Source organism: Streptomyces shenzhenensis, from assembly GCF_003688995.1.
In the GTDB taxonomy this organism is placed as follows: Bacteria; Actinomycetota; Actinomycetes; order Streptomycetales; family Streptomycetaceae; genus Streptomyces; species Streptomyces shenzhenensis_A.
The window spans coordinates 138,572-160,542 of sequence record NZ_PENI01000007.1 but is presented as its reverse complement, the minus strand read 5'-3'; the positions used below and the strand labels follow the sequence as shown (position 1 = coordinate 160,542).

Sequence of the window (21,971 nt, the reverse complement as noted above, 5' to 3'; positions counted from 1 at the left end):
TTTCCCCTCAGTTCTTCCACGTCAGCGCCGTCGGCGGGGCCGGGCCGGGCAATCGCGGCGGCGTGGTGGGGTCCGGTTCACCTACGACGCCGCGCCCGCCGGACCCTGTTCGGCGGGCGCGGCGGACGCCCGGGTGGGGCGGCGCGGGTGCGGACGTGAAGAGGTGTCAGGCGTACACCTTCCGCAGCCACACGGCGAGTCCCTCCACACACAGGACCAGGGCGAGGACCATGAGGACCACCGTGGTGACCACGTCGAACCGGAGCACGCGCGCCGCGTTGAGCAGGTCGTAGCCGATGCCGCCCGCGCCGACCACGCCGAGCAGCGTCGCGGAGCGGATGTTCACGTCGAGCGTGTACAGCAGGTGCCCGAGCGTCGTGGGCCAGGCGCGCGGCAGGATCGCCGAGAAGAACACCTGGACGCGGCTCGCCCCGCCGGCCAGGACGGCCTGCGCGGGGCCGGGATCGACCTCCTCCAGGGAGTCCGCCACCAGCTTGCCCAGCAGCCCGACCGAGCCGATCCCGAGGGCGAACGCTCCGGCCACCGGTCCCAGGCCGGTGACGACCACGAAGACGATGGCGAGGATCAGTTCCGGCACCCCGCGGACGCACAGGATCACGGTACGGAAGGACCGGGCGACGGCCGGCGAGCGGACCACGTTGCGCGCGGCCAGGGCGCCCAGCGGCAGCGCGAGGACCAGGCCGATCAGGGTGCCGGCCAGCGCGATCTGCAGCGTGGTCCACAGGTCGGCGAGCAGGACGTCGGCCATGCCCCCGGTGGACGGCGGCAGGAACTCGCCCAGCGTCGGGCCGAGCGCCCGCACCCCGTCCAGCAGCCCGCTCGGCGACACGTCGGCGCCCACCACCGAGGCTGCCACCAGCGCGACGGCGAGCGCCGTCCAGCCCAGCCGGCGGACCCGCGAGGCGTCCCAGCGGGGGCTGATCCGGCGTGCGGGCCCCCGCGCCGTGGCCTCGGCCGGTGCCGTCGGCCGGGTGCGGACGGCAGCCGTCCGCGCGCCGACGGCCTTCGGGGCGCCGCCCCGCCGTACGCGGAGGCGGCGCGGCTCGCGCGGACGGCTCCGGTCGGTCACCTCGCGCAGCAGGGCACGCCGGATGGCACCGGAGACCGCCTCGGCGGCGAAGCACAGCAGCAGGACCACCAGGGCGAGCGCCATGGCCTCCTGGTAGTCGAGCCGGCTGATGGCGTTGGACAGCGCATGGCCGAGCCCTCCGACGCCGACGAAGCCGAGCACCACGGACACCCGCAGATTGATGTCGAGCCGGTGCAGCGCGGTGGCCACCAGCGAGGGCAGCACCTGCGGCAGCACCGCGCCGACGATCTGCTGGAGCCGGCCGGCACCGGCCGCGCGCAGCGCGTCGCGGGGCCCTTCGTCGATCTCCTCCACGGCGTCCGCGTACAGCTTGCCGACCATGCCGACCGAGTGCAGGCCCATGGCGATGACGCCGGTCATGCCGCCGAGTCCGAAGACCCGGAAGGCGGCGATGGCGAACACCACGTCGGGGACGGCCCGGGCGAGCACGATCAGCGTCCGGGCGGCCGCACGGGCCGGCCCGCCCACGGTGGTGTTGCGCGCGGCCAGCAGCGCGAGCGGCAGGCTGAGCACCACCGACAGCGCGGTGGCGGCGATCACGATCGCCAGGGTCTGCCAGGTGAGCCGGGCGAGTTCGGCGGCGGGCGGGAAGCTCAGCGGCAGCATCCGGCCGACAAAGTCCGCCGCGTTGCCGGCGCTGTCCACCACGGTGGCGACGTTGAGCTGGAGCCGTACGGCCGACCAGACGCCGCCGCCGGCGAGGACCAGCAGGGTCAGTGCGGCCAGCAGCCCGGCCGGGGTGGGCCGGGACAGGGTGCGCCGCGGGCGCCCCGGGCCGCCGCCGGGTCCGGACGGCGCCCCGGTCGTGCGGGCGGGGGCAGCCGGCCGCTGGTCGAGGGGAACGGACATCGTCACCCCGCTCCCGCGGCCGGACCCGGGGCGCCGACCGCCGCGTCCGCACCGACGGACGCGTACAGCCGCATCACCGTCGCGCGGTCGATCCCCCGGGCCGGGATGTCCAGCACCACCCGGCCGTGCCGCAGGCCCACGATCCGGTCGGCCCAGGACAGCGCCAGGTCGACCTGGTGCAGGCTGCACAGCACGGTGAGCCGGCCCTGCTCGGCGACCTCCTTGAGCAGCCGCATGATCTGGCCCGAGGACTCGGGGTCGAGCGAGGCGACCGGCTCGTCGGCCAGCAGAATGCTCGGCTCCTGCATCAGCGCGCGGGCGACCGCGACCCGCTGCTGCTGGCCGCCGGACAGCGTGTCGGCGCGCTGGAACGCCCAGTCGGCGAGCCCGACCCGCTCCAGCCGGCCGAGCGCCGCCTCGCGCACGGCCCGCGGGTAGCTGAACAGGCCGAGCCGGGGGCCGCGCAGCGAGCCGAGGGCGCCGGTGCACACGTTCTCCAGCACGGTGAGCCGGCCCACCAGATGGAACTGCTGGAACACGAAGCCGATCCGGCGGCGCAGGGCGCGCAGCTCGGCGGGGACCGCGGTGGCCAGGTCGGTGCCCAGGACGGTGCCGCCGCCGGAGGTGGGCGCCTGCAGGCCGTCGAGGTGCCGCAGCAGCGTCGACTTGCCCGAGCCGGACAGCCCGAGCAGCGCCACCACCTCGCCGCGCCGCACCTCGAAGGACACGTCGTCCAGGGCGGTGAGCGCCGTGTCGCCCCTGCCGAACCGCTTGGTGAGGGAGTCGACGCGGATGACGACAGTGTCGTCCGCCGCGGGGGCCGCGACCGCGGGCCGCGCCACGGCGGTGGTGCCGGCCGTCACGATCCGGCCTCGCACTGCTCGTTCTTCGTCGCGGCGCACACGTCGCGCACGCTGGCGTAGTCCGCGTCGCTGACCGGCACATAGCCCCAGTTGGCCTCGACCAGACAGTCGTCACCGCCCGAGCAGTATCCCTTCGACTTCAGATAGTCGGCGTTCGTCTTCTCGGTGAAGGCGTCGGTGATCTTCTGCTGGAGGCCGCTGGTCAGATCGGTGCTGACGGCGACCGGCGAGCCGGGGATCATCGCGGACTTCCAGAGGATCTCCAGATCGTTCTTGCCGATCTTGCCTTCCTCGATCAGCTGGCGCGTGGCCATGTCCTCGGAGGCGAACCCGGCGTCGCACTGGCCCTTGGCCACGGAGAGCACCGAGGCGTCGTGCCCGCCGGCCATGACCTTGGTGTAGTCGCTCTCGGCCGGCCCGGCCTTGATGAGGGCGGCCTGGGGGTAGAGGTAGCCGGAGGTGGAGTTCTCGTCGACGAAGCACACCTTGTGCCCGGCGAAGTCCTTCAGGCTCTTGATGCCGGAGCCGGTCCTGGTGAAGGCGACCGAGCGGTAGCCGGGGTCGCCGCCCTTCTCCGTCACCGGCGCGGCGACGATCTTCAGGTCGACACCGCTGTCCTTGGCGACGACGTAGGACAGCGGACCGTAGAAGGCGATGTCGGCCTTGTGGGCGCGCTGGGCCTCGATGACCGCGGCGTAGTTGGTGGCCTTCTGCAGCTCGACCTTCTTGCCGGTCTCGTCCTCCAGCAGTTTGGTGACGGCCGCGTAGCGCTGGGCGAGGGAGGTGGAGTCCTCCGCGGGGATCACCGCGACGACCAGCTTCTCGGGGTCGCGACCGCCCGCGGCGCTGCCGCCGTCGGAGGCGGCGCCGGATCCGCAGGCGGTGACGGCGGCGAGGGGCAGCAGGACGGAGGCAACGGCCGCGGGGGTGCGGAATCTGCTGGGCATGGGGGAGTACATCCTTCGGTACGGACCGCGCAAGGGCGCCGATGAGGTCTCCAACATCGGCAGGTCAGGTGTGAGGGCGAACGCCGGGGGGTTACGGCTCGCTGAACGGTGTGAGAGCCCATCAGGGATTTGCCATGACAAGCACCGGCCCGTGTTCATGCGGTGAGCGGCTCCCGCCCCGGAGGCGTCCACCGCGCTGCTGCCCGCGGTCGCCGCGGCGGTTCGGGACGGCCGGTGCCGCACGGCTCGCCACCGCCGCGGCGAGGGCGCCGACAGGAGCTAGGGCCTCTCGTTTGGATCATGCCGGGCTCGCGGGCCCTGGCACCGCGCCTCGCGGCGTTGTCGTCGGTTGTCAGGGCTCCGCCCTGCCGCCCTCCTCCGCCTTGCGATCCACGGCACCAGACCCCGCTCCCTGATCCGGCCTGATCCAAACGAAAGACCCTAGGCGGGCAGCAGTCGTCCGACGGTCTGTTCCAGGCGGGGCAGGGCGCGCTGTCCCATCAGGGCCAGCGCGATCGACGCCGTGACGCCGAGCCAGGCGACGGGCCCGAGCGGGGTGCAGCCGAAGAAGCCGCTGACGCCGGGGGTCTGCACCAGCGCGGCGAGCACGACGGCGGAGCCCAGGGAGGTGAAGCGGACCAGGCGGCTGTCGCGCCGGTCCAGCAGGGTCTGGGCGAGCTGGGCGCCGACGACGCCGCACAGGGCCATCGTGCTGGAGCGGCGGACCGTGCCGGGTGTCCAGCGGCCGATCAGCCAGGCCGTGACGGCGCCCAGACATGTGGTGAGCGCGCGGTGGCGGATCTGGGTGAGCAGCGGCGCGCCGAGCACGGCCGACGCGACTTCGGGGGAGTCCGCGGCCGCCGCGTCCGGCGGCTCTTCGGCCTCCTTCTGGGTGACCGCGACCGCCATCGCCGGGAACAGGTCCGTGAACAGGTTCACCAGCAGCATCTGACGGGTGGACAGCGGCGCCTTCCCCGACAGCAGCGTGCCGAGCAGCCCGAATCCGATCTCCCCCGCGTTGCCGCCGATCAGGATCGCGATCGCGTCGGCGACGCTGCGCCACAGGGCGCGGCCCTCCCCCACCGCGTCGATCAGCACGGTCAGGTCGTCGTCGGTGAGGACCAGGTCGGCGGCGTTGCGCGCGGCCGACGAACCCCGGGCGTTGATGCCCACGCCGACGTCGGCCGCGCGGATCGCCGCCGCGTCGTTCGCGCCGTCCCCGACCATGCCCACCACGCGGCCCGCGTCCCGCAGCGCCTCGACGACCTTGAGTTTCTGCTCGGGGGCGACCCGCGCCACCACCGTCGTGTCGCGCAGCATGCGGGCCCTGGCCGAGCGGTCCGCGGCCGCCAGCTCGCTCCCGGTGATGACGGCCGTGTCCTCGGGCCAGCCCAGCGCGAGGGCGATCGACTGCGCGGTCTGCGGGTGGTCGCCGGTGAGCATCACCGGCCGTACGCCCGCCGCGCGCAGCCCGCGTACGAGGGTCTGCGACGTGTCGCGCGGGGTGTCCGCCAGCCCGAGCAGTCCGGTGAACTCCAGCCCCTTCAGGTCCTGTTCGAGTACGTCCTCGGGGTCCTCGGCCGCGCTCAGCCGCCGCTGGGCCACCGCCAGGATCCGCAGCCCGTCCCGGGCGAGGGTCCGTGCCGCCCCGGAGACCCGCCGGGGAAGCCCGGTGCAGGCGGGCAGGACGGTCTCCGGGGCGCCCTTCACCACCAGCAGGCGCGGGCCGTGCCCGGCCCGGCCGACCGCGGCGGCGTAGCCGCGGGCGGCCTCGAACGGCAGCCCCTCCGACTGCGCCCAGTCCGGGTCGGGTCCGGTGGCGTCGAGCACCGCCTCGTCCGTGGCGTGCACCGGCCGGTCCGGGCCGCCGTTCAGCCGGGGGCAGGCCCGCGCTGCGACCCGCAGGGTGTCGGCCGCGGCCGGGTCGCCCACCGGGTGGACCGTGCCGCGCCGGTCGCTCGCCTTCGCAAGGCGCAGCCGGTTCTCGGTGAGGGTGCCGGTCTTGTCGAAGCAGATGGTGTCCATGCGGCCGAGCGCCTCCAGGGCCCGTGTCGTCCGTACCAGGACTCCGTCGCGGCTCAGCCGCCGGGCCGCCGCCAACTGCGCCACCGTGGCCACCAGCGGCAGTCCCTCGGGCACGGCCGCCACCGCGACGGCGACCCCGCCGCTGACCGCCTCCCGGACGGAGGTGCCCCTCAACAGCGCGAGACCGGTGATCGCGGCTCCGCCGGCGAACGTCAACGGCAGTGCCCGGCTGGTGAGTTCGCGCAGCCTGCCCTGGACACCGGCGGCCGGCGGGGTGCGGGCGGCGAGCCGGACGGCGCGGGAGGCCTCGGTGCGGTCGCCGGTGTCCACCACGACGGCGCGGGCGTGCCCGACGGTCACGGTCGTGCCCTCGAACACCATGGAGCGCCGCTCGGCGACCGCGGCGTGCGGGGTCGGCTCGGTCTGCTTCTCCACCGGCAGGGACTCCCCGGTCAGCGCGGACTCGTCGACCTCCAGGCCGTCCTCCCACAGCAGCCGGGCGTCGGCGGGCACGACGTCGTCGGTCCGCAACTCGATGACGTCGCCCGGTTCCAGGTCGGCGGCGTCCACGGTGTGCGGTTCGGCCCGGACGTCCGGGGCTACCCGGGCGGTCCGTTTCTGCATGGCGAGCAGCCCGGACACGGCACTCTCGGCGCGCAGCCGCTGGACGCCGCCGACGAGCGCGTTGAGGTCGAGGGCGCCGAGGACGAGCAGGGCGTCCACGGCCGAACCGAGGATCGCGGAGGCGGCCGAGCCGACGGCCAGCACGGGGGTCAGTGGGTCGTCCAGTTCGTCGCGTACGGCCTTGGCGAGGCGCACCGTCCACCGCACGGGGGTGAGGACGGCGGTGTGCGACGCGGTCTGCGCCGCTCGGTGGGCCTGCCCGGATGCCTGCTCCAACACGCCCTGCCGCGCGGCAGGGCGGTGCTCCAGCCGGTCCAGGGCCTCGTCCGCCTCCAGCTCGTGCCAGTGCACCCGCGGCCGCGGACTCGGCGGGTGGGACGTGGCGACGCCGAGCGCCGCGCGGGCGGCGATCAGCAGCGCGGTGGCCGCCGCGAGGTCGACGGGGGCGTGCCGCAGCCCGGGCAGCGCGGCCAGGCGTCCCCGGCCGCCCCGCGACCCGCCGATGGCCACCAGCAGCCCGGACAGCGCGGCGCCCGACCGGGCCAGGGTCTGCGATCGGCCGCCGACGCGACGGGCCGCCGGTACCGCGCTCAACACCCGCCATACGTCGGACAGCCCGTGCAGGGCGAGCACATCGGCGGCCCAGACGACGGCGCCGCCCGCGTCGGTGAGGGCGCAGGCGATGTCGCCGGCGAGCAGCCCGTCCAGCACGACGTGGTCGTCGCGGGAGCGGACCCGGGCGACGGTGATGACGGCGCCCGCGTCGTCGCCGAGCCCGTGGACGACGTCGTCCAGCGGTCGCCGCGCGTCCACGACCTGGTCGGCGAGGCCGGTGAAGTCCTCCAGCGCGGGGTCGTCCACGAGGACGACGTGCAGTCCGGCCCGGCGCGCCGCGTCCAGTACGGGTTCCGCCCACGGGTCGGCCTCGCCCTGTTCGGTGCGCAGCGCGCTCGGATGCAGGACGAGGGTGCCCGCCATCTCCAGCTGCCGCAGCCGCTCCGGCTCGCGGGCGAGGACGCCCGACCGGGCGAGTGCGGCACCGAGCAGGGCGTGGAACGCGGCCGGCCCGTAGCGCGCAGCCTTGGGCGACCCCGAGAGCACCGCCTCGGCCGCCTCGGCGACATCCTGTTTGACCAGCAGGGTCACCGCGGCTCCGAGCACGCTGCCGAGCGAGGCGTGGCCGGCGTACTCCTGGGCGGGGGAGACCCGCAGCGCGGGGCGTGCCGGGCCGCGGTCCGCGATGGCGATGCGGTCGGGTCCGCTGAGGCTGTCGTGGTACGTGCCGAAGAACGCCGCCCGGGACACCGTGTCCGCGAGCTGGCAGGCCCGCAGCGCTCCGTCGAGCAGCAGCGAGGCGGGCGTCTGCCCGGCTCCGTGGGCGAGGGCGTTCGCACAGGTCAGCGTCATGTCCATGCCGAAGTGACCGATGCGGGTGCGCAGCAGCGCGCGGAACCGGGGATTCTCCCGCAGCAGCGTCACGACGGCGGTGATCACGCGGGGCGACGGCGGCAGACGCAGGAAGTACGCCGTGATCGCCGCGCCGGTGCCCACCGCGTCGACCGCGAGCGGGGCCGCCGCCGCGCGTACCCCGGCGGGGTCGCCGGGATGCGTGGTCTCCTCGGGGCCGCCGTCGGCGGGGGTGAGCCCGTAGCGGTCCGCCAGCCGCAGCGCGTACTCGATGACGTCGTCGCCGACCATGTCCGCGCAGCCGGCCACCACCAGGCGGTCCAGGCCGTCGTCCCAGTAGGCGAAGAGCACATCCGGGTGCTCGCTCACCTCCTCGGCCAGCCGGCGGGCCAGGCGGCGCGTCCGGTCGGGCGGCTGGTCCGGGTCTGCGGGCCGCAGCGCGAGATGGGCCCGCGCGCCGGCGCGCCACTGTGCCGCGGAGCCGGGCAGGACGGTGCGCGCGACCCGGGCCAGCCGGACCACGCCGTCCACGCCGCGCACCCCGGCCCGGGCCGTTCCCGCGACGGCCCCGGCGGCGATTCCGGCCGCCGGCGCGGCTGCCCGCGCCAGCAGCCGTGGCGCCGCGGGCAGCGCCCGGACGGTGGCCGACGGGGCGGTGAGCAACCCGAGCACCATGACGCATCACTCTCCCTGGGCGCGGCTCAACGGGTGGTGCGGCCTTGCTTCGCCGTCGTACGGGTGCTCGTGCCCTTCTTCGCCGTAGCCGTACGCGTGCTCGTGCCGCTCTTCGCGGTCGTGCTCCGCCGGGCCGCGGGCGCGGTCTTCTTCCGCGCCGACGCCGACGCCGGCGCCGGCGCGGAAGCCGGCGCCGATGCCGACGTCCTGCGGCCGGTGCTCGCGCGCTTCGACGCGGCGGCGGGGGCCTTCGCCGCCCGGGACGTACCCGTGCCCGCCGTCCGGGCCGTGCCCGCGCCCGTCCTCCGCGCCGTGCCCGCCGCGGGTGGTGCGCCCTCCGGCTGCCCGCCGCCCGCCTGGGTGAGCCAGGCGACCGCCGCGCCGGTGAGGGCGATGGGCCATTCGACCACGCCCACCGCCCCGAGCACGCCGGCGCCGGCGTAGACGACGAGCCGCCGTCTCCTGGGCGACACGGACTCGACCTTGTCCAGTATTCCTTCGCCGGCCCTGCTCAGCGCCTCGGCGCCGGGGACTCTGCGCACCGCCGAGGCCGCGGCGCGCAGGGGTGCGACAGGGGACGAGGACGACTTCTGCTCGGCCATGACCGCTCCTTGCCTGCGCTGGTATCGCTTGCGTCCCCCCGAGTGCCCCGAAACACGCGGCCGTCCCACTTCGGACGAAGGTCGTTTTCTCCGGGTGCCGACGGGGATACTGGCCGGGTGATCCACACGCTCGGAGAACCGCGGGCCGTCCCCGCCGAGGTGCGCGGCTATCTGGAGGAACTCGTCCGGCGCACGAGCGCGGTGTGCGGACCCCGGCTGGTGAGCGTCGTCGGCGTCGGCTCCCTGGCGCTGGGCGACTACCGGCACGGACGCAGCGACCTCGACATCACCGTCGTGGTCGACCCGGCGCTGCCGCGGCCGGCGCTGCACGACCTCGCGGAGACGCTCGCCCACCCGCGGCTGCCCTGCCCCGCGGCCGGTCTTGAACTGGTGGTGTACGCGGCGGATGCCGCCGCCCGGCCGTCCGGCGCGGCGGGCTATCTGCTGGACCTCAACACCGGCGCGCTGCTGCCGGACCGAGCCGCCTTCGACACCACGGGCTCCCCCTCGTTCTGGTACGTCATCGACCGCTCCGTCGCCCACCAGTGCGGGATCCCGCTGTTCGGCCGCCCCGCACGGGAGGCGATCGCCGCGCCGCCGCCCGCGGAGCTGCTCACCGCGATCCGCGCCTCCCTGCGTGAGCACAGCGACGGCGAGGGCCACCTCGCGGACAACCGCGTCCTCAACGGCTGTCGCTCGGTGGTGTTCTGCCGTACGGGCCGCTGGTCGGCCAAGCGCGCGGCGGCACACGAGATCGCCGCGGCCGAGGCGGACTTCCGGCCACTGGTCGAGGCCGCGGTACGCAGTTTCGAGCGCCCGCGCGCATCCGCGGAGCCCCTTCCGGGCGCGGCGGTGCGAGCCTTCCTGGGCTGGGCACGCGAACGCGTCGACGGGACCGCCCGGGCGGCTGGGAACTGAGCGACCCGCGTCAGCGGGCGCCGCACCCTGGGCGGGCCCGGACCGGTGTCGTATGACTCCGTCGGGTGGCCGGCCGGTGGGGGTCGGGCCGCGGACCTCGCTCTGCGTCCGTTGCGCGACCCCCAACCGGGTTTACCGGTCGCGGAGTTCGGGGGGCAGGGCGGGGGTGGGGACGTTCTGGAAGGCCACGGGGCGGCGGAAGCGGTCGATCGCCGCCGTGCCGACGGAGGTCGTGGTGGGTGCGGTCGAGGCCGGCCAGGGGCCGCCGTGCTGCTGGGCGTCGCTGACGGTCACCCCGGTCGGCCACTCGTTCCAGATGACGCGTCCGGCGTGCCCGGCGAGCAGCTCCAGCATCCGCCGCCCGTCGTCGTCCAGGGCGGCGCCACCCTGGACCGTGCCGGTCAGGGTGCCCTCGAACCCGGCGAGCGCCGCCGCCACGTCGGCCAGGCTGCCGTACTCGACGAGCAGCGAGGCCGGGCCGAACACCTCCGTGGAGATGAGCGAGGGGTCGGCGCGAACGGCGTCGGTGGTGGTGCGCAGCACGACGACGTCCGGGTGCCCGTCGGATCCGGCCGTGCGCAGCGCGACCTCGACCCCGTCGCGGGCGGCGAGGGCGTCGAGCGCGGTCGCATAGCTGGCGCCGATGACCTCGTTCAGCATCGGGCCCGCGCCGAGCGGCGGCAGCGCCGCGACGAAGGCGTCGGCGTCGGGGACGAACACGACACCCGGCTGCGTACAGAACTGGCCGGACCCGAGGGTGCAGGACGCGGCGAACCCGGCGGCGATGTCCGCGGTCCGCTCGGCCCAGCCCGCCGGTGTGACGACGACCGGGTTGGTGGAGCCGAGTTCGCCGTAGAAGGGGATCGGGTCGGGCCGGCCCGCGGCCAGGTCGAAGAGCTGACGGCCGCCGCGCGTGGAACCGGTGAAGCCGACCGCCTTGATGCGGTGGTCCCGCACGGCGTCCGCGCCCGTCCGCTCGCCCTCGATGAGCTGGAGCAGGCCGGCCGGGGCGCCCGCGGACGCCAGCGCGTCGGCGGCGACCGCCGCGGTGAGCCGGGACAGTTCGGGATGCCCGGGGTGCGCCTTGACGACGACGGGGCAGCCGGCCGCCAGGGCGCTGACGGTGTCCCCGCCCATGACGCTGAAGGCGAAGGGGAAGTTGCTCGCGGCGAAGACCAGCACGGGGCCCAGCGCGACCATGGTGCGGCGGATGTCCGGGCGCGCGCCCATCGGCCAGTCGGCGTCCGCGTGATCGACGCGTACGTCGTCCAGGGCGCCGGAGGCCAGCCGCTCCGCGAAGAGACGGCACTGGAAGGTGGTGCGGCGCAGCTCTCCCGACAGGCGGGCCTCGGGCAGACGCGACTCGCGTTGTGCGACGGGGACCAGGCGCTCGGCGGCGGCGTCGAGCGCGTCGGCCGCGGCGGTCAGCCAGCGCGCGCGGTCGGCGGGGCGGGCGGTGCGGGCCGTACCGGCGGCGGCCGCGGCCCTGGCCAGCACGGTGTCGAGCGGTTCGGCGGTGGGGGAGACGGGAGAGGCGGGGTCGGCGGGGCTGGTACGGGGTGCAGTGGTGCTCACGGTGGACCTCGGTAAGGGTCAGGTGACGATGTCGTGGGAGGCCATGTCGGCCAGCGTCCACTCCTCGACCTCGGTGAGGTGGATCGCGGCGGCCTCCTGGGCGGCACCGACGTCACGGGCCGCCATGGCGTCCAGGATCTCCAGGTGCCGCCGGGTGGATCCGGCGAGGCGGTGCGGGCCGGTGGCGCCGAGGACGCGCAGCCAGTAGACGAAGGGTTCGACCGACTCGCGGGCCGCGACCAGCCGGCTGTTGCCGGTGCTCGCGATGATCTCGCGGTGGATGCGGGTGTCGCTGACGAAGAACGGTTCGTAGTCGCCCTGCTCGGCCGCGCGGATGGCGGCGACGGCCTCGTCCCGCAGGTCGGCGATCTGCTCGAGCGGCATGGCCTCGGCGGCCACTCCGGTGGCGAGCCACTCCAGCCCCTTGCGCAGTTGGCACACCTCGTGCACGTCGTTGCGGGTCGGCCGGGTGACGAACGTGCCGGAGCGCGGACGGGTCTCCACGAGCCGGTCGTGCTCCAGGCGTTGCAGGGTGTCGCGCACCGGGGTGCGGGAGACGCCGAACTCGGACGCGATGGCCTGCGGGTCGAGCCGGGACCCCGGGGCGTAGCCGCCGGTGGTGATCCGCTCGCACAGGATCGAGTAGAGCTGCTCGGAGATCGACTCCACGACCAGGGGGGTGGTGCCGCGGCGGCTGCGGACGGACGGGGTGGCCATGATCGCCCTTCTTCTCCAACGGTCGCTGCGGCGCCGGTTCCCGTGGCAAGGGCCCGGCGCCGTGGATACAGCATCTAATCGATCAGATTAGCCGCTCGCAGGGCGGTCCTGATGCGATCCCGCTCGGCCTCGGTGGCCGGCTGGAACGGACGGCGCGGCAGACCGGGGTTGCGGCCCAGCAGTTCGAGCGCGGCCTTGAGCGTGGCGGGCAGGTTGGGCGCGTCGATGGCCCGCCAGACGGTGAGGATCCGCTCGTGCAGTTCGAACGCCTTGGCGTGGTCGCCGGCCTGCACCGCGTCCCACAGCTCGACGCTCAGCCGGGGGGTGACGGTGGGGATCGCGGCGAGGGCGCCGTGGGCACCCATGACGAACGCGGGGTAGTGCAGGTCGTCCAGCGCGGCGAGCACGGTGAACCGGTCGCGCATGCGGTGCAGGAGGTCGGCGAGCAGGTGGATGTCGCCGCCCGACTGCTTGATCGCCACGACCTGCGGGACGTCGCGCAGCAGCTCGATGGTGTCCACGGGCACCAGCGCCCACGGCACCACGTTGTAGAGGACGATCGGCAGGTCGGTGGCCTCGCCGAGCTCGCGGTAGTGCGCGACCGTCTCCTCGGCTGAGGGCGCGAACACATAGTGCACGGGGGTGATCTGGAGGGCGTCGACCCCGGCCGCCTTCAGCGCGAGCGCGTAGCGCTTGGCCTGTGCCGTGCTGTTCTGGATGACGCCGCCGATGACCGGAACACGGCCGGCGACCTCGTCGACGACGGTCGCGCAGATCGCCGCGCTCTCCTCCAGGGACAGGGTCTGGCCCTCGCCGGTGCTGCCGCAGGCGCAGATCGCCGTGACGCCCTGGTCCAGGAGGTACTTCACCTCGCCGCGCAGCAGGTCGAGATCGACCTCGTCGTTCGCGTCGAACGGCGTGACGACGGTCGAGATCATGCCGCCGAGCCGGATGTCCTTCACGTTGGTCTCCCGGGTATTGCCGCGCCCTGGGCACGGATGTAATGTCTGATGCATCAGATGTTAGCACGCGGTCCCTGTCAGGAGAACCGTCGCTTTCAGGACACGGTCGGCGCCCATGCAGCATGTAGGGGCCGAACCGACCGTGTCGTCCGAGCCGCCATCGCAATGGAGCGAGCATGTCCGAATCGCCCGCCACGCCCGATTCCCGGGCGTCGCTGCGCAAAGTCGTCACCGCCAGCGCCCTGGGCACCACCGTCGAGTACTACGACTTCACCCTCTACGCGACCACCGCGGCACTGGTCTTCGACAAGGTGTTCTTCCCCGACGCCTCGCCCCTGGTGGGCACCCTCGCCGCGTTCGCCACCTACTTCGTCGGCTATGCCGCCCGCCCGCTCGGCGGCATCCTCTTCGGTCACTTCGGCGACCGCCTCGGACGCAAGAACGTCCTCATCATCACCATGCTCATGATGGGGCTGGGCACCTTCGCGATCGGCCTGCTGCCCTCCTACGACAGCATCGGCATCGCCGCCCCGATCCTGCTCGTCGCCATCCGGCTGCTCCAGGGCCTCGGCATGGGCGGCGAGTACGGCGGCGGGGTGCTCATGGCACTGGAGTACAGCCCGCGCTCCCGCCAGGGCTTCTTCACCTCACTCGTGCACATCGGCACCCCGGCCGGTGTGCTCATCCCGGTGGGCCTGGTCACCATCCTCGACAACGCGCTGCCGTCCGGCTCGTACGACTCCTGGGCCTGGCGGCTGCCCTTCCTGGCGAGCATCCTGCTGGTCGGCGTCGGCATCTGGATGCGCCTGAACATCACCGAGAGCCCCGAGTTCGTGAAGATGCGCGAGGACCGCGAGGTGCACAGCCTGCCCGTGCGCCAGGTGCTGACCCGGCAGCCCACGACGGTCCTGTTCTCCGTGCTCGCCAAGATCGCCGAGAGCGGCCTGTTCAACATCTACTACGTGGTGGCGATCACCTATGTCACCACCGAACTCGATCTGCCGAAGAGCCCCGTGCTGCTCGCGGTGCTGATCGCCTGCGCCGTCGAGTGCTGCACCCTGCCGTACTTCGGCGCCCTCTCCGACCGCATCGGCCGGCGCAAGGTGTACATCGCCGGTGCCCTCTTCCAGGCGATCCTCGCCGTGCCGTTCTTCCTGCTGCTCCAGACCGGCCAGTTCTGGGCCTACGTGTTGGGTATGACCCTCGGACTCGGCATCGGGCACGGCGCCATGTACGGCGCTCAAGGTGCCCTCTTCTCCAACCTCTACCCGGTCAACGTCCGCTACACGGGGCTGTCGGTCACCCAGCAGGTCGGCGCCACCCTCGGCGGCGGTCTCTCCCCGCTCATCGGCACCGCCCTGCTGTCCGCGGCCGGCGGCCACTGGTCCTGGCTGATCGCCTACTGCGTCGGCGTCGCCGTGGTCTCCGCCCTGGCCACCACCCGGCTCGGAGCCGGCGAGGCGCCCGCCGTCGCGGCCGGCGCACCGGCCCCGCACCTCCCCGAAAGGACCCAGGTCTCGTGAACAGCCTGTTCCTGCCCGAACAGCACCCCGTGGAGCAGGCCCTGCGCGGCCTGGCCCTGGCCCACCCGGGCCTGCTGCACCTCACCGAGGACCCGCTGTACGTCACCGCCCGCGACCGGCACCCCGGCCGGCGCGTGGGCATCGTCTCCGGCGGCGGCTCCGGCCATGAGCCCCTGCACACCGGATTCGTCGGGCGCGGCATGCTGGACGCCGCCGTCCCCGGCCGGATCTTCGCCTCGCCGCACAACCGCCAGGTCTACGAGGCGTCCCGGGCCGTCGCCGGCCGGGACGGCGTGCTGCACGTGGTGAAGAACTACACCGGGGACCGCATCAACTTCGGCATCGCCGCCGAACGCCTGCGCGCCGACGGCATCCCCGTGCGCCGCGTCCTCGTCGACGACGACCTCGCGACCGAGAGCACCGAGACCGCCACCGGCCGCCGGGGCACCGGCGCCACCGTCATCGTGGAGAAGCTCCTCGGCGGCGCCGCCGACTCCGGTCTCGGGCTCGACGAACTCGCGGGCCTCGGCGCCGAGTTCGCCGCGGCGTCGCGCAGTCTCGCGGTCGCCGCCCGGGCCCAGACCTCCCCGTCCCGGGGCGGCGAGGCGTTCGCGCTGCCCGACGGAACGCTCGAGTACGGGGTCGGCATCCACGGCGAGCGCGCCGCCGCCACCCTGGAGCACCCCGGCTTCGACCAGCTCGTCGACCGCATGACCGAGCAGGTCCTCGACGCGCTGCCCACGACCACCGGGTCCGTCCTCCTCCTGGTCAACGGCCTCGGCGCGACCACCCTGCTGGAGCTGTACGCCGTCCACGCACGGGTGGCCGAACTGCTGGACAAGCGCGGGGTGAACGTGGCCGGCCGGCTCGTCGGGACCCTCGTCCCGGCCCTGGACATGAGCGGCTTCTCCCTCACCCTGACCGCCCTGCGCGAGGACTGGGCCGCCTTCTGGCACGCGCCGGCCCGCACCCTCGCCCTCCCCGCACTGGAGTCGATCCGTTGACCATCGACCGGCATCTCGTCCTGCGCACCTATGCGCAGGCGGCCCACACCGCATACGACACCCTCACCTCCCTCGACCAGCTCTCCGGCGACGGCGACTTCGGCGACAACCTCCGCGAGGGGCTCGACCTGGTCGTCTCGGCGCTGGCGGCCCGGCCCGCCGAACCGCCGTTCGCCGTGGCCGCGGAGGTCTTCCTGGACGAGGTCGGCGGCACCAGCGGCCCGCTGCTGGGACTGCTGTTCCAGGAGATCGCGGGCGCCCTCGCCGCCGGGGACGACCGTGCGGCCTGGGCCGCCGGGGTGCGCGAGGGGCTTGCCGCGATCCAGCGGGTGGGCGAGGCGGAGCCCGGGGACCGCACGATGGTGGACGCCCTGGTCCCGGCCCGGGACGCGCTGGAGGCGGGGGAGGATCTGCGGGACGTCGCCCTCGCCGCCCTCGCCGGGGCCCGGGCCACGGCCGCGTTGCGGGCCCGGCGCGGACGTGCCTCCTACGTCGGTGAGCGGGCCGTCGGCTTCGCCGACCCCGGCGCCCTGGGGGTCGCCCTGCTGTTCTGGTCCCTGGCCCGGGCGCAGGACCGGTCCCCGGGCGAACTGGCGGACTTCCTCGGAGACCCCCACGAGCCGGCGTCCCGTGAGGAGACCCCCGCACAGCAGATCTGACCCCACAATCCGAAGCCGCCCCGCCGGAAACACGGGGCGGCTTCGCCCCCTACAGGGGCGCGGGGAACTGCGCGAACGGCCACGACGTCGCCGCGGCCGCCTACGACGAGGACGCCCCCCGTGCTCCTGCGCATGAGCTGGTCCCGCGAGGTTCGCTGCCTGATGGCGGTGCGCTATGAGGGGCGCGGGGAACTGCGCGAACGGCCACGACGCTGCCGCGGACGCCCACGACGAGGACACCCCCCCGCCCCCCCCGTCCTGGGCTGAGCGCCGCACGGCGTAGGTCAGCCGATGGGCTCGCTCATGCGCAGGACGCGGTAGGCGAGACCGATGGCGTCGCCGGTGGCGGGATCGGCCAGTTCCACCCGCCAGGCGTCGGCGAACTGGTCCACGTCCGGCGTCATCGGAATCGTGCCGGAGATGAGGACGGTGCCCGGCACGAGGGCGTCGCGGGAGCGCAGGACGTCCACCCAGTACGACGGGGGGAGGAGCTCGGCGAGGGTGCCGTTCTGGATCTCGCTCTCCTCGTCGCCGTGGGTGACCCAGGCGCGCAGCGTCAGCTCGTCGAGGCGGGAGGCGACGTCGGCGAGGAGCCAGGCGCGCCGGGCCAGGACGTCAGGACCGGCGTTCTTGCTCCAGGCGACGCCGTACACTTCGAGATCCCGGTCCGTGTGGTCGCAGGCGGCCGTGAGCAGCAGCTCCCCGCCGGGCGCCACGACCAGCGCCCACTCCGCCTCGCCGGAGGTGCGCGCGTGCTGCGCCTCGACCCGGTCGGTCTGCCGGGCGAGGTAGGAGGAGACGGGGTAGAGGGCCGGCGTCACGGAGGGGCCGGGCACGCCCAGCTCGGCGAGTTCGGCGACGTGTGCGGCGACGTCCTCCTGGCTGCGACCGGCGTAGCCCGCGTTGAGGACCTGCACGACGTCCACTTCGCGGGTCGATCCGTCGGGCAGTTCGAAGGTCAGCACGGCCATGAGGGCACTCCCAGAGATCACTGTGCGGTCCGCGGATCCGGATTTCTCCACGGTTAACTTCTCGCGCAGGGCTTGCGCATACCACCTGTATACAAGAAGTATGCCGGAAGGTCGATGTCCCCCTACGCAAGGATGGGAACCATGCACGACACTCCACAGGGCGGCCGGACGCTGCCCGGGCGGCGCTCCGGCGTCCGCCGGGCCTTCGCCGCCAGCCTGACCGGCACGGCCCTCGAGTGGTACGACTTCGCGGTCTACTCCGCCGCCGCGGCCCTGGTCTTCGGCGACCTGTTCTTCCCGTCCGAGGACCCGCTCACCGGCACTCTCCTCGCGTTCTCCACGTACGCGGTCGGCTATGTCTCGCGCCCCCTCGGCGGGCTCGTCTTCGGCCGCCTCGGCGACGTCATCGGCCGGAAGAAGGTGCTGATCGCCACCCTGATCCTGATCGGCGTGGCCACCTTCCTCATCGGCGTCCTGCCCACGTACTCCACGATCGGGGTGGCCGCCCCGATCGCCCTGGTCGTACTGCGGTTCGCACAGGGCGTCGGCGTCGGCGGCGAATGGGGCGGCGCCGTGCTGCTGTCCAGCGAGTTCGGCGACCCGCGCCGCCGGGGCTTCTACGCCTCGGCCGCCCAGGTGGGCCCGCCCGCGGGCAACCTCCTCGCCAACGGTGTCCTCGCCGCGCTCGGCGCGCTGCTGACCGAGGCGCAGTTCGAGTCGTGGGGCTGGCGGGTCGCCTTCCTGCTCTCCGGCGTCCTCGTCGGCTTCGGCCTGTGGATCCGGGCGAAGCTGGAGGAGACCCCGGTGTTCAAGGCGATGGAGGCCGAGAAGACCCGGCCCGAGGCCCCGGTCCGCGAGGTCTTCACCACTCAGCCCCGCGCCCTGATCGCCGCGATGCTCTGCCGGGTCGGGCCCGATGTCCTCTACGCGATGTTCACGGTCTTCGTGCTGACCTACGCCACCCAGGAACTCGACATGTCGCGCGGCTCCGCCCTGGCGGCCGTCCTCATCGGCTCCTCGCTCCAGGTCTTCCTGATCCCGCTGGCCGGCGCCGTCTCCGACGGGATCAACCGCCGTCTGCTGTACGGGGTCTCCGCCGTCGCCGCGGGTGTGTGGCCGTTCGTGTTCTTCCCCCTCGCGGGCACCGGATGGCCGGCGCTGGCCGCCGGAGTCGTCGTCGGCCTCGCGATCCACTCCTTCCTGTACGGTCCGCAGGCCGCCTTCATCGCCGAGCAGTTCTCGCCCCGGCTGCGCTACACGGGTTCCTCGCTCGCGTACACGCTGGCCGGGATCATCGGCGGCGCCATCGCGCCCCTGCTGTTCACCACGCTGCTGAGCGCCTACGGCAGCTGGCTGCCGCTGGCCCTGTACATCGCGGTCGCGGCCACCGTCTCCGTCGCCGGGGTGTTCCTGGGCCGCGACCCCGACGCCGCCGTCGAGGAGGACGCCCGGCTCGCCGAGCCGGCCGCCGCGGGCACCGTCCCCACCGGCTGACCCCGCTCGTCCCGCCGCCCCGATCCTGCTGAATCCGCGAAGGAGAGGCCCCTATGCGCATCGCCCTGAGTCAGCTCACCACCGGACCCGATCCCGACAAGAACCTGCGTCTCGTCGAGGAGTGGACGCGGCGTGCCGCGGACGCGGGCGCCCGGGTCGTCGTGTTCCCCGAGGCGACGATGGCCTGTTTCGGCACCCCGCTGGCACCGCTCGCCGAGCCCCTGGACGGCCGGTGGGCCGACGGGGTGCGGGAGATCGCCCGGGCCACCGGCACGGTCGTCGTGGCCGGCATGTTCACCCCGGCACCGGACGGACGAGTGGCGAACACGCTGCTGGCCACCGGTCCGGGTGTGGAGGCGTCGTACGACAAGATCCATCTCTACGACGCCTTCGGCTACCGCGAGTCCGACACCGTCGCCGCGGGTTCGCGGACCGCCGCCGTCGACGTGGACGGCGTCCGTCTGGGGCTCGCCACCTGCTACGACGTCCGCTTCCCCGAGCTGTTCCGGGCGCACGCCGACGCCGGGGCGGCCGCGGTCCTGCTGTCGGCGTCCTGGGGCGCCGGGCCCGGAAAGGCCGACCAGTGGGAGCTGCTGGTGCGGGCCCGGGCGCTGGACGCCACGGTGTGGCTCGCCGCCGTGGGCCAGGCCGACCCCGGCACGCCGCCGGGGCCAGCGCCCACGGGCATCGGGCACAGCCGGGTCGTCGGCCCCGACGGGACCGTGCGGCACGCGCTGGGCGCGGCACCGGAGCTGCTGGTGGCCGACCTGGACACCGACGAGGTCGCCGCCGTCCGGGAGAAGACCTCCGTTCTGGCCAACCGCCGCCCGGAGCTGTGGCGGTGACCAAGCCCGAGCTGCAGTTCCAGCTGCCGCACCGCGCTGGTGCGCTGGGCGCCGGGCACCGACAGCTCGGCCCAGGGGTGAGCCGGCTTCACGACGGGCATGTACGCGTGCCGCCCACCCGGAATGCCACACGGCCCGTGGACGTCACAGAACGGCGTCACCATGCTGGTGTTCACCTACCCGGACCAGCTCTAAGCACTCCGCTGGAAATGCCGCGATGTGCCGTCGGTCGGCTGCGGCGCCATCGTGGCTGGTCGCGCAGTTCCCCGCGCCCCTTCAGGGCGCTGCCGAACCGCAGCGGACTTCACCGGACCTGCTTAGGCCCTGTCGTCACATTCCCTCCCCGACCTCCGGCCGGGAGGTGCCCCAGCCCCGCGACGCCCGTGCATACGTTCTCGCCGCACCGGACACGGGCCCGAGTACGTCCAGCACGAGGGCCCGCGCCCGGCACACCGAGAGCGCACACCTGACGACCGGCCGCCGGCCACCGGCGAACGCCGGACGCGGAAGTCACCCGGGTCGACCACCCGCCGCCGACACTCGGCGGGTCAATACATCTAGGGTCTTTTGTTTGGATCAGGCCGGATCAGGGAGCGGGGTCTGGTGCCGTGGATCGCAAGGCGGAGGAGGGCGGCAGGGCGGAGCCCTGACAACCGACGACAACGCCGCGAGGCGCGGTGCCAGGGCCCGCGAGCCCGGCCTGATCCAAACAAGAGGCCCTAGCCCGCGAGCAGTACCTTGAGTGTCGACTCCAGGTGGTGGTCGATCGCGGCACATGCGGCCCGGGCGTCGCCCGCGGCGAGGGCGTCCACGATGGCCCGGTGCTCGGTCAGCACCGCCTCCTGGCGGCCCTGCTGGTTGTACAGGGCGACCACGCCGGCCCGGACCTGGCGGCTGCGCAGTCCGTCGTAGTGCCGGTCCAGGAGTGTGTTGCCCACGGCCGACACCAGGGTCGAGTGGAAGTGGTGGTCGACCGCGATGAACTCCCTGGCCTGGTCGGGCCCGGTGAGTTCGCGCTGCCGGTCCAGCAGCGAGAGCAGTTCCTGGACCGGCGCGTTGCCGCGGGCGACGAGTTCCTCGGTGGCGTACCGCTCGACGATGCCCCGCAGCTCCATCAGCTCCCTGATCTCCCGCCCCGTCAGCGGCGCCACCCGGGCGCCTCGCTTGGGGACGAGCTCGACCAGATCCTCGGCCGCGAGCAGCAGCAGGGCCTCGCGGATGGGGGTGCGGGAGACCCCGATCCGGTCGGCGATCTCCTGTTCGGACAGGAACGTCCCCTGCATCTCCGGGTCCGTGAGTACCGTGTCCTTGAGATACGAGTACGCCTTCTCCCGACCGGACGCCACCGCCACCCCCAGACCTCGCATACACCTTGTATACGGACGCTACCACCCTGGCGGCGCCCACCACGTACCCCGGCCACAAGATCAGCCACGCCCACCGGGCGCAGAGCGTGAACGGGGGGCGGGGCCGGGTGACTTGCCGAGCCGCCGCCGATCTGTGGCGCAGGCGCCCGGCCGGGCGACGGTGAGCGCCGCCTGCTGCCGCTGCCGGACCGGGTCTCCGCGGCAAGTCCCGGGCTGGCGGGCTTGCGGGTCGCCGGTGATGCGGGCCGGAATTCACCTGTGTGAACTCCCGCGGCGCGGCGATCCTGCTGCCGCTCGGCCCCTGCCGGGTCCGGCTGCATCGGCCCCGATCGGCCGCCCGTGAGCGCCGCCTGTTCCCGCTGTCGCCGGGCCGGGTCTCGGCGGCGAGTCCCGAGCTGGCGGGCTTGCGGGTCGCCGGTGATGCGGGCCGGGCGCGGGGTGGAATTCACCTGTGTGAACTCCCGTGGCGTGGCGGTCCTGCTGTCGGTCGGCTACCGCAGGGTCTGGCTGCCTCGGCCCTGATCGGTCGCCCGTGATCACCCCGGCGCCGCCTGCTGCCGCTGTCGTCGGACCGGGGTTTCCGCGACGAGTCCCGGGCTGGCGGGCTTGCGGGTCGCCGGTGATGCGGGCCGGGCGCGGGGTGGAATCCACCTGTGTGAACTACCGCGGCGCGGCGGTCCTGCTGTCGGTCGGCTGCCGCAGGGTCCGGCTGCATCGGCCCCGACCGGCCGGCCATGATCACCCCGAGCGGCGAGCGTAACGGCTTGGTTTCCGAGGTTAATTTCCCTGTCCGACGGGTTGGCCGGGCGATGTCCCCCTCGTTATCGTTCGGC

General features: G+C 74.0%; 16 protein-coding genes. 6 read left to right on the top strand and 10 right to left on the bottom strand.

The annotated features are described in order from the left end of the window. Positions 1-166: 166 nt before the first annotated feature. The 5 genes from phnE to CTZ28_RS48230 all read right to left on the bottom strand — a co-directional run bounded on the left by phnE (position 167) and on the right by CTZ28_RS48230 (position 9,103). The gene (phnE, locus tag CTZ28_RS14220; protein WP_121889719.1) at positions 167-1,960 is read right to left on the bottom strand and encodes a phosphonate ABC transporter, permease protein PhnE; all 1,794 of its coding nucleotides are present in this window, start codon (positions 1,958-1,960) and stop codon (positions 167-169) included. 2 nt (positions 1,961-1,962) lie between these two features. Continuing rightward, positions 1,963-2,838 (bottom strand): phosphonate ABC transporter ATP-binding protein, encoded by an 876-nt coding sequence (gene phnC / locus CTZ28_RS14215; RefSeq protein ID WP_259471607.1) that lies wholly within the window; start codon positions 2,836-2,838, stop codon positions 1,963-1,965. Next, entirely contained in the window at positions 2,820-3,770 is a 951-nt protein-coding gene (locus tag CTZ28_RS14210) for a phosphate/phosphite/phosphonate ABC transporter substrate-binding protein (protein ID WP_121889718.1), read from the bottom strand. Before CTZ28_RS14210 ends, phnC begins: the two co-directional genes overlap by 19 nt. Positions 3,771-4,211: 441 nt before the next feature. Further along, positions 4,212-8,501, bottom strand: a complete 4,290-nt coding sequence (locus CTZ28_RS14200; protein WP_121889716.1) for a cation-translocating P-type ATPase — start codon at positions 8,499-8,501, stop codon at positions 4,212-4,214. A 26-nt stretch (positions 8,502-8,527) separates the two neighbouring features. Beyond that, the gene (locus CTZ28_RS48230) at positions 8,528-9,103 is read right to left on the bottom strand and encodes a hypothetical protein (protein ID WP_259471606.1); all 576 of its coding nucleotides are present in this window, start codon (positions 9,101-9,103) and stop codon (positions 8,528-8,530) included. 117 nt (positions 9,104-9,220) lie between these two features. Between CTZ28_RS48230 and CTZ28_RS14190 the strand changes: the two genes are divergently transcribed. Further along, entirely contained in the window at positions 9,221-10,021 is an 801-nt protein-coding gene (locus CTZ28_RS14190) for an aminoglycoside adenylyltransferase domain-containing protein (protein WP_121889715.1), read from the top strand. 132 nt (positions 10,022-10,153) lie between these two features. On the opposite strand, the gene CTZ28_RS14185 is transcribed toward CTZ28_RS14190, so the two are convergent. The 3 genes from CTZ28_RS14185 to CTZ28_RS14175 all read right to left on the bottom strand — a co-directional run bounded on the left by CTZ28_RS14185 (position 10,154) and on the right by CTZ28_RS14175 (position 13,275). Then, positions 10,154-11,596 (bottom strand): aldehyde dehydrogenase (NADP(+)), encoded by a 1,443-nt coding sequence (locus CTZ28_RS14185; RefSeq protein WP_121889714.1) that lies wholly within the window; start codon positions 11,594-11,596, stop codon positions 10,154-10,156. Between the two features lie 18 nt (positions 11,597-11,614). Further along, on the bottom strand, positions 11,615-12,313 hold the full coding sequence (locus tag CTZ28_RS14180) for a GntR family transcriptional regulator (RefSeq protein WP_259471605.1): 699 nt from the start codon (positions 12,311-12,313) through the stop codon (positions 11,615-11,617). 74 nt (positions 12,314-12,387) lie between these two features. Continuing rightward, positions 12,388-13,275 carry a dihydrodipicolinate synthase family protein gene (locus CTZ28_RS14175; RefSeq protein ID WP_121889713.1) on the bottom strand — a complete coding sequence of 296 codons (888 nt, stop codon included), beginning with the start codon at positions 13,273-13,275 and terminating at the stop codon, positions 12,388-12,390. Between the two features lie 176 nt (positions 13,276-13,451). Here CTZ28_RS14175 and CTZ28_RS14170 point away from each other — a divergent pair, with 176 nt between their 5' ends. Genes CTZ28_RS14170 through CTZ28_RS14160 form a run of 3 tightly spaced genes read left to right on the top strand, consistent with a single transcriptional unit; the run spans position 13,452 to position 16,461 of the window. After that, a complete protein-coding gene (locus CTZ28_RS14170; protein WP_121889712.1) occupies positions 13,452-14,798 on the top strand; it encodes an MFS transporter in 1,347 nt (448 codons plus the stop codon). Beyond that, complete coding sequence (locus tag CTZ28_RS14165) at positions 14,795-15,802, top strand: dihydroxyacetone kinase subunit DhaK (protein ID WP_121889711.1); 1,008 nt, start codon at positions 14,795-14,797, stop codon at positions 15,800-15,802. Before CTZ28_RS14170 ends, CTZ28_RS14165 begins: the two co-directional genes overlap by 4 nt. Beyond that, positions 15,799-16,461 (top strand): DAK2 domain-containing protein, encoded by a 663-nt coding sequence (locus CTZ28_RS14160; RefSeq protein ID WP_121889710.1) that lies wholly within the window; start codon positions 15,799-15,801, stop codon positions 16,459-16,461. The genes CTZ28_RS14165 and CTZ28_RS14160 overlap by 4 nt, the downstream gene beginning before the upstream one ends. A 284-nt stretch (positions 16,462-16,745) precedes the next feature. Here the strand turns inward: CTZ28_RS14160 and CTZ28_RS14155 are convergent, their stop codons facing one another. Then, positions 16,746-17,432, bottom strand: a complete 687-nt coding sequence (locus tag CTZ28_RS14155) for a DUF2848 domain-containing protein (RefSeq protein WP_121889709.1) — start codon at positions 17,430-17,432, stop codon at positions 16,746-16,748. 141 nt (positions 17,433-17,573) lie between these two features. Between CTZ28_RS14155 and CTZ28_RS14150 the strand changes: the two genes are divergently transcribed. Together CTZ28_RS14150 and CTZ28_RS14145 are read left to right on the top strand one after the other, a co-directional pair. Then, on the top strand, positions 17,574-18,926 hold the full coding sequence (locus CTZ28_RS14150) for an MFS transporter (protein ID WP_121889708.1): 1,353 nt from the start codon (positions 17,574-17,576) through the stop codon (positions 18,924-18,926). A 53-nt stretch (positions 18,927-18,979) separates the two neighbouring features. After that, positions 18,980-19,771 (top strand): carbon-nitrogen hydrolase family protein, encoded by a 792-nt coding sequence (locus tag CTZ28_RS14145; protein ID WP_121889707.1) that lies wholly within the window; start codon positions 18,980-18,982, stop codon positions 19,769-19,771. A 719-nt stretch (positions 19,772-20,490) separates the two neighbouring features. On the opposite strand, the gene CTZ28_RS14130 is transcribed toward CTZ28_RS14145, so the two are convergent. Next, the gene (locus CTZ28_RS14130; protein WP_398655906.1) at positions 20,491-21,138 is read right to left on the bottom strand and encodes a GntR family transcriptional regulator; all 648 of its coding nucleotides are present in this window, start codon (positions 21,136-21,138) and stop codon (positions 20,491-20,493) included. Between the last annotated feature and the right edge of the window lie 833 nt (positions 21,139-21,971).

Excerpts from the sequence above, each read along its gene's own strand:
- phnE (WP_121889719.1), bottom strand. The coding sequence starts at position 1,960 with ATGTCCGTTCCCCTCGACCAGCGGCCGGCTGCCCCCGCCCGCACGACC.
- CTZ28_RS14210 (WP_121889718.1), bottom strand. The coding sequence starts at position 3,770 with ATGCCCAGCAGATTCCGCACCCCCGCGGCCGTTGCCTCCGTCCTGCTG.
- CTZ28_RS14200 (WP_121889716.1), bottom strand. The coding sequence starts at position 8,501 with ATGGTGCTCGGGTTGCTCACCGCCCCGTCGGCCACCGTCCGGGCGCTG.
- CTZ28_RS48230 (WP_259471606.1), bottom strand. The coding sequence starts at position 9,103 with ATGGCCGAGCAGAAGTCGTCCTCGTCCCCTGTCGCACCCCTGCGCGCC.
- CTZ28_RS14180 (WP_259471605.1), bottom strand. The coding sequence starts at position 12,313 with ATGGCCACCCCGTCCGTCCGCAGCCGCCGCGGCACCACCCCCCTGGTC.
- CTZ28_RS14170 (WP_121889712.1), top strand. The coding sequence starts at position 13,452 with ATGTCCGAATCGCCCGCCACGCCCGATTCCCGGGCGTCGCTGCGCAAA.
- CTZ28_RS14155 (WP_121889709.1), bottom strand. The coding sequence starts at position 17,432 with ATGGCCGTGCTGACCTTCGAACTGCCCGACGGATCGACCCGCGAAGTG.
- CTZ28_RS14150 (WP_121889708.1), top strand. The coding sequence starts at position 17,574 with ATGCACGACACTCCACAGGGCGGCCGGACGCTGCCCGGGCGGCGCTCC.
- CTZ28_RS14145 (WP_121889707.1), top strand. The coding sequence starts at position 18,980 with ATGCGCATCGCCCTGAGTCAGCTCACCACCGGACCCGATCCCGACAAG.
- CTZ28_RS14130 (WP_398655906.1), bottom strand. The coding sequence starts at position 21,138 with ATGCGAGGTCTGGGGGTGGCGGTGGCGTCCGGTCGGGAGAAGGCGTAC.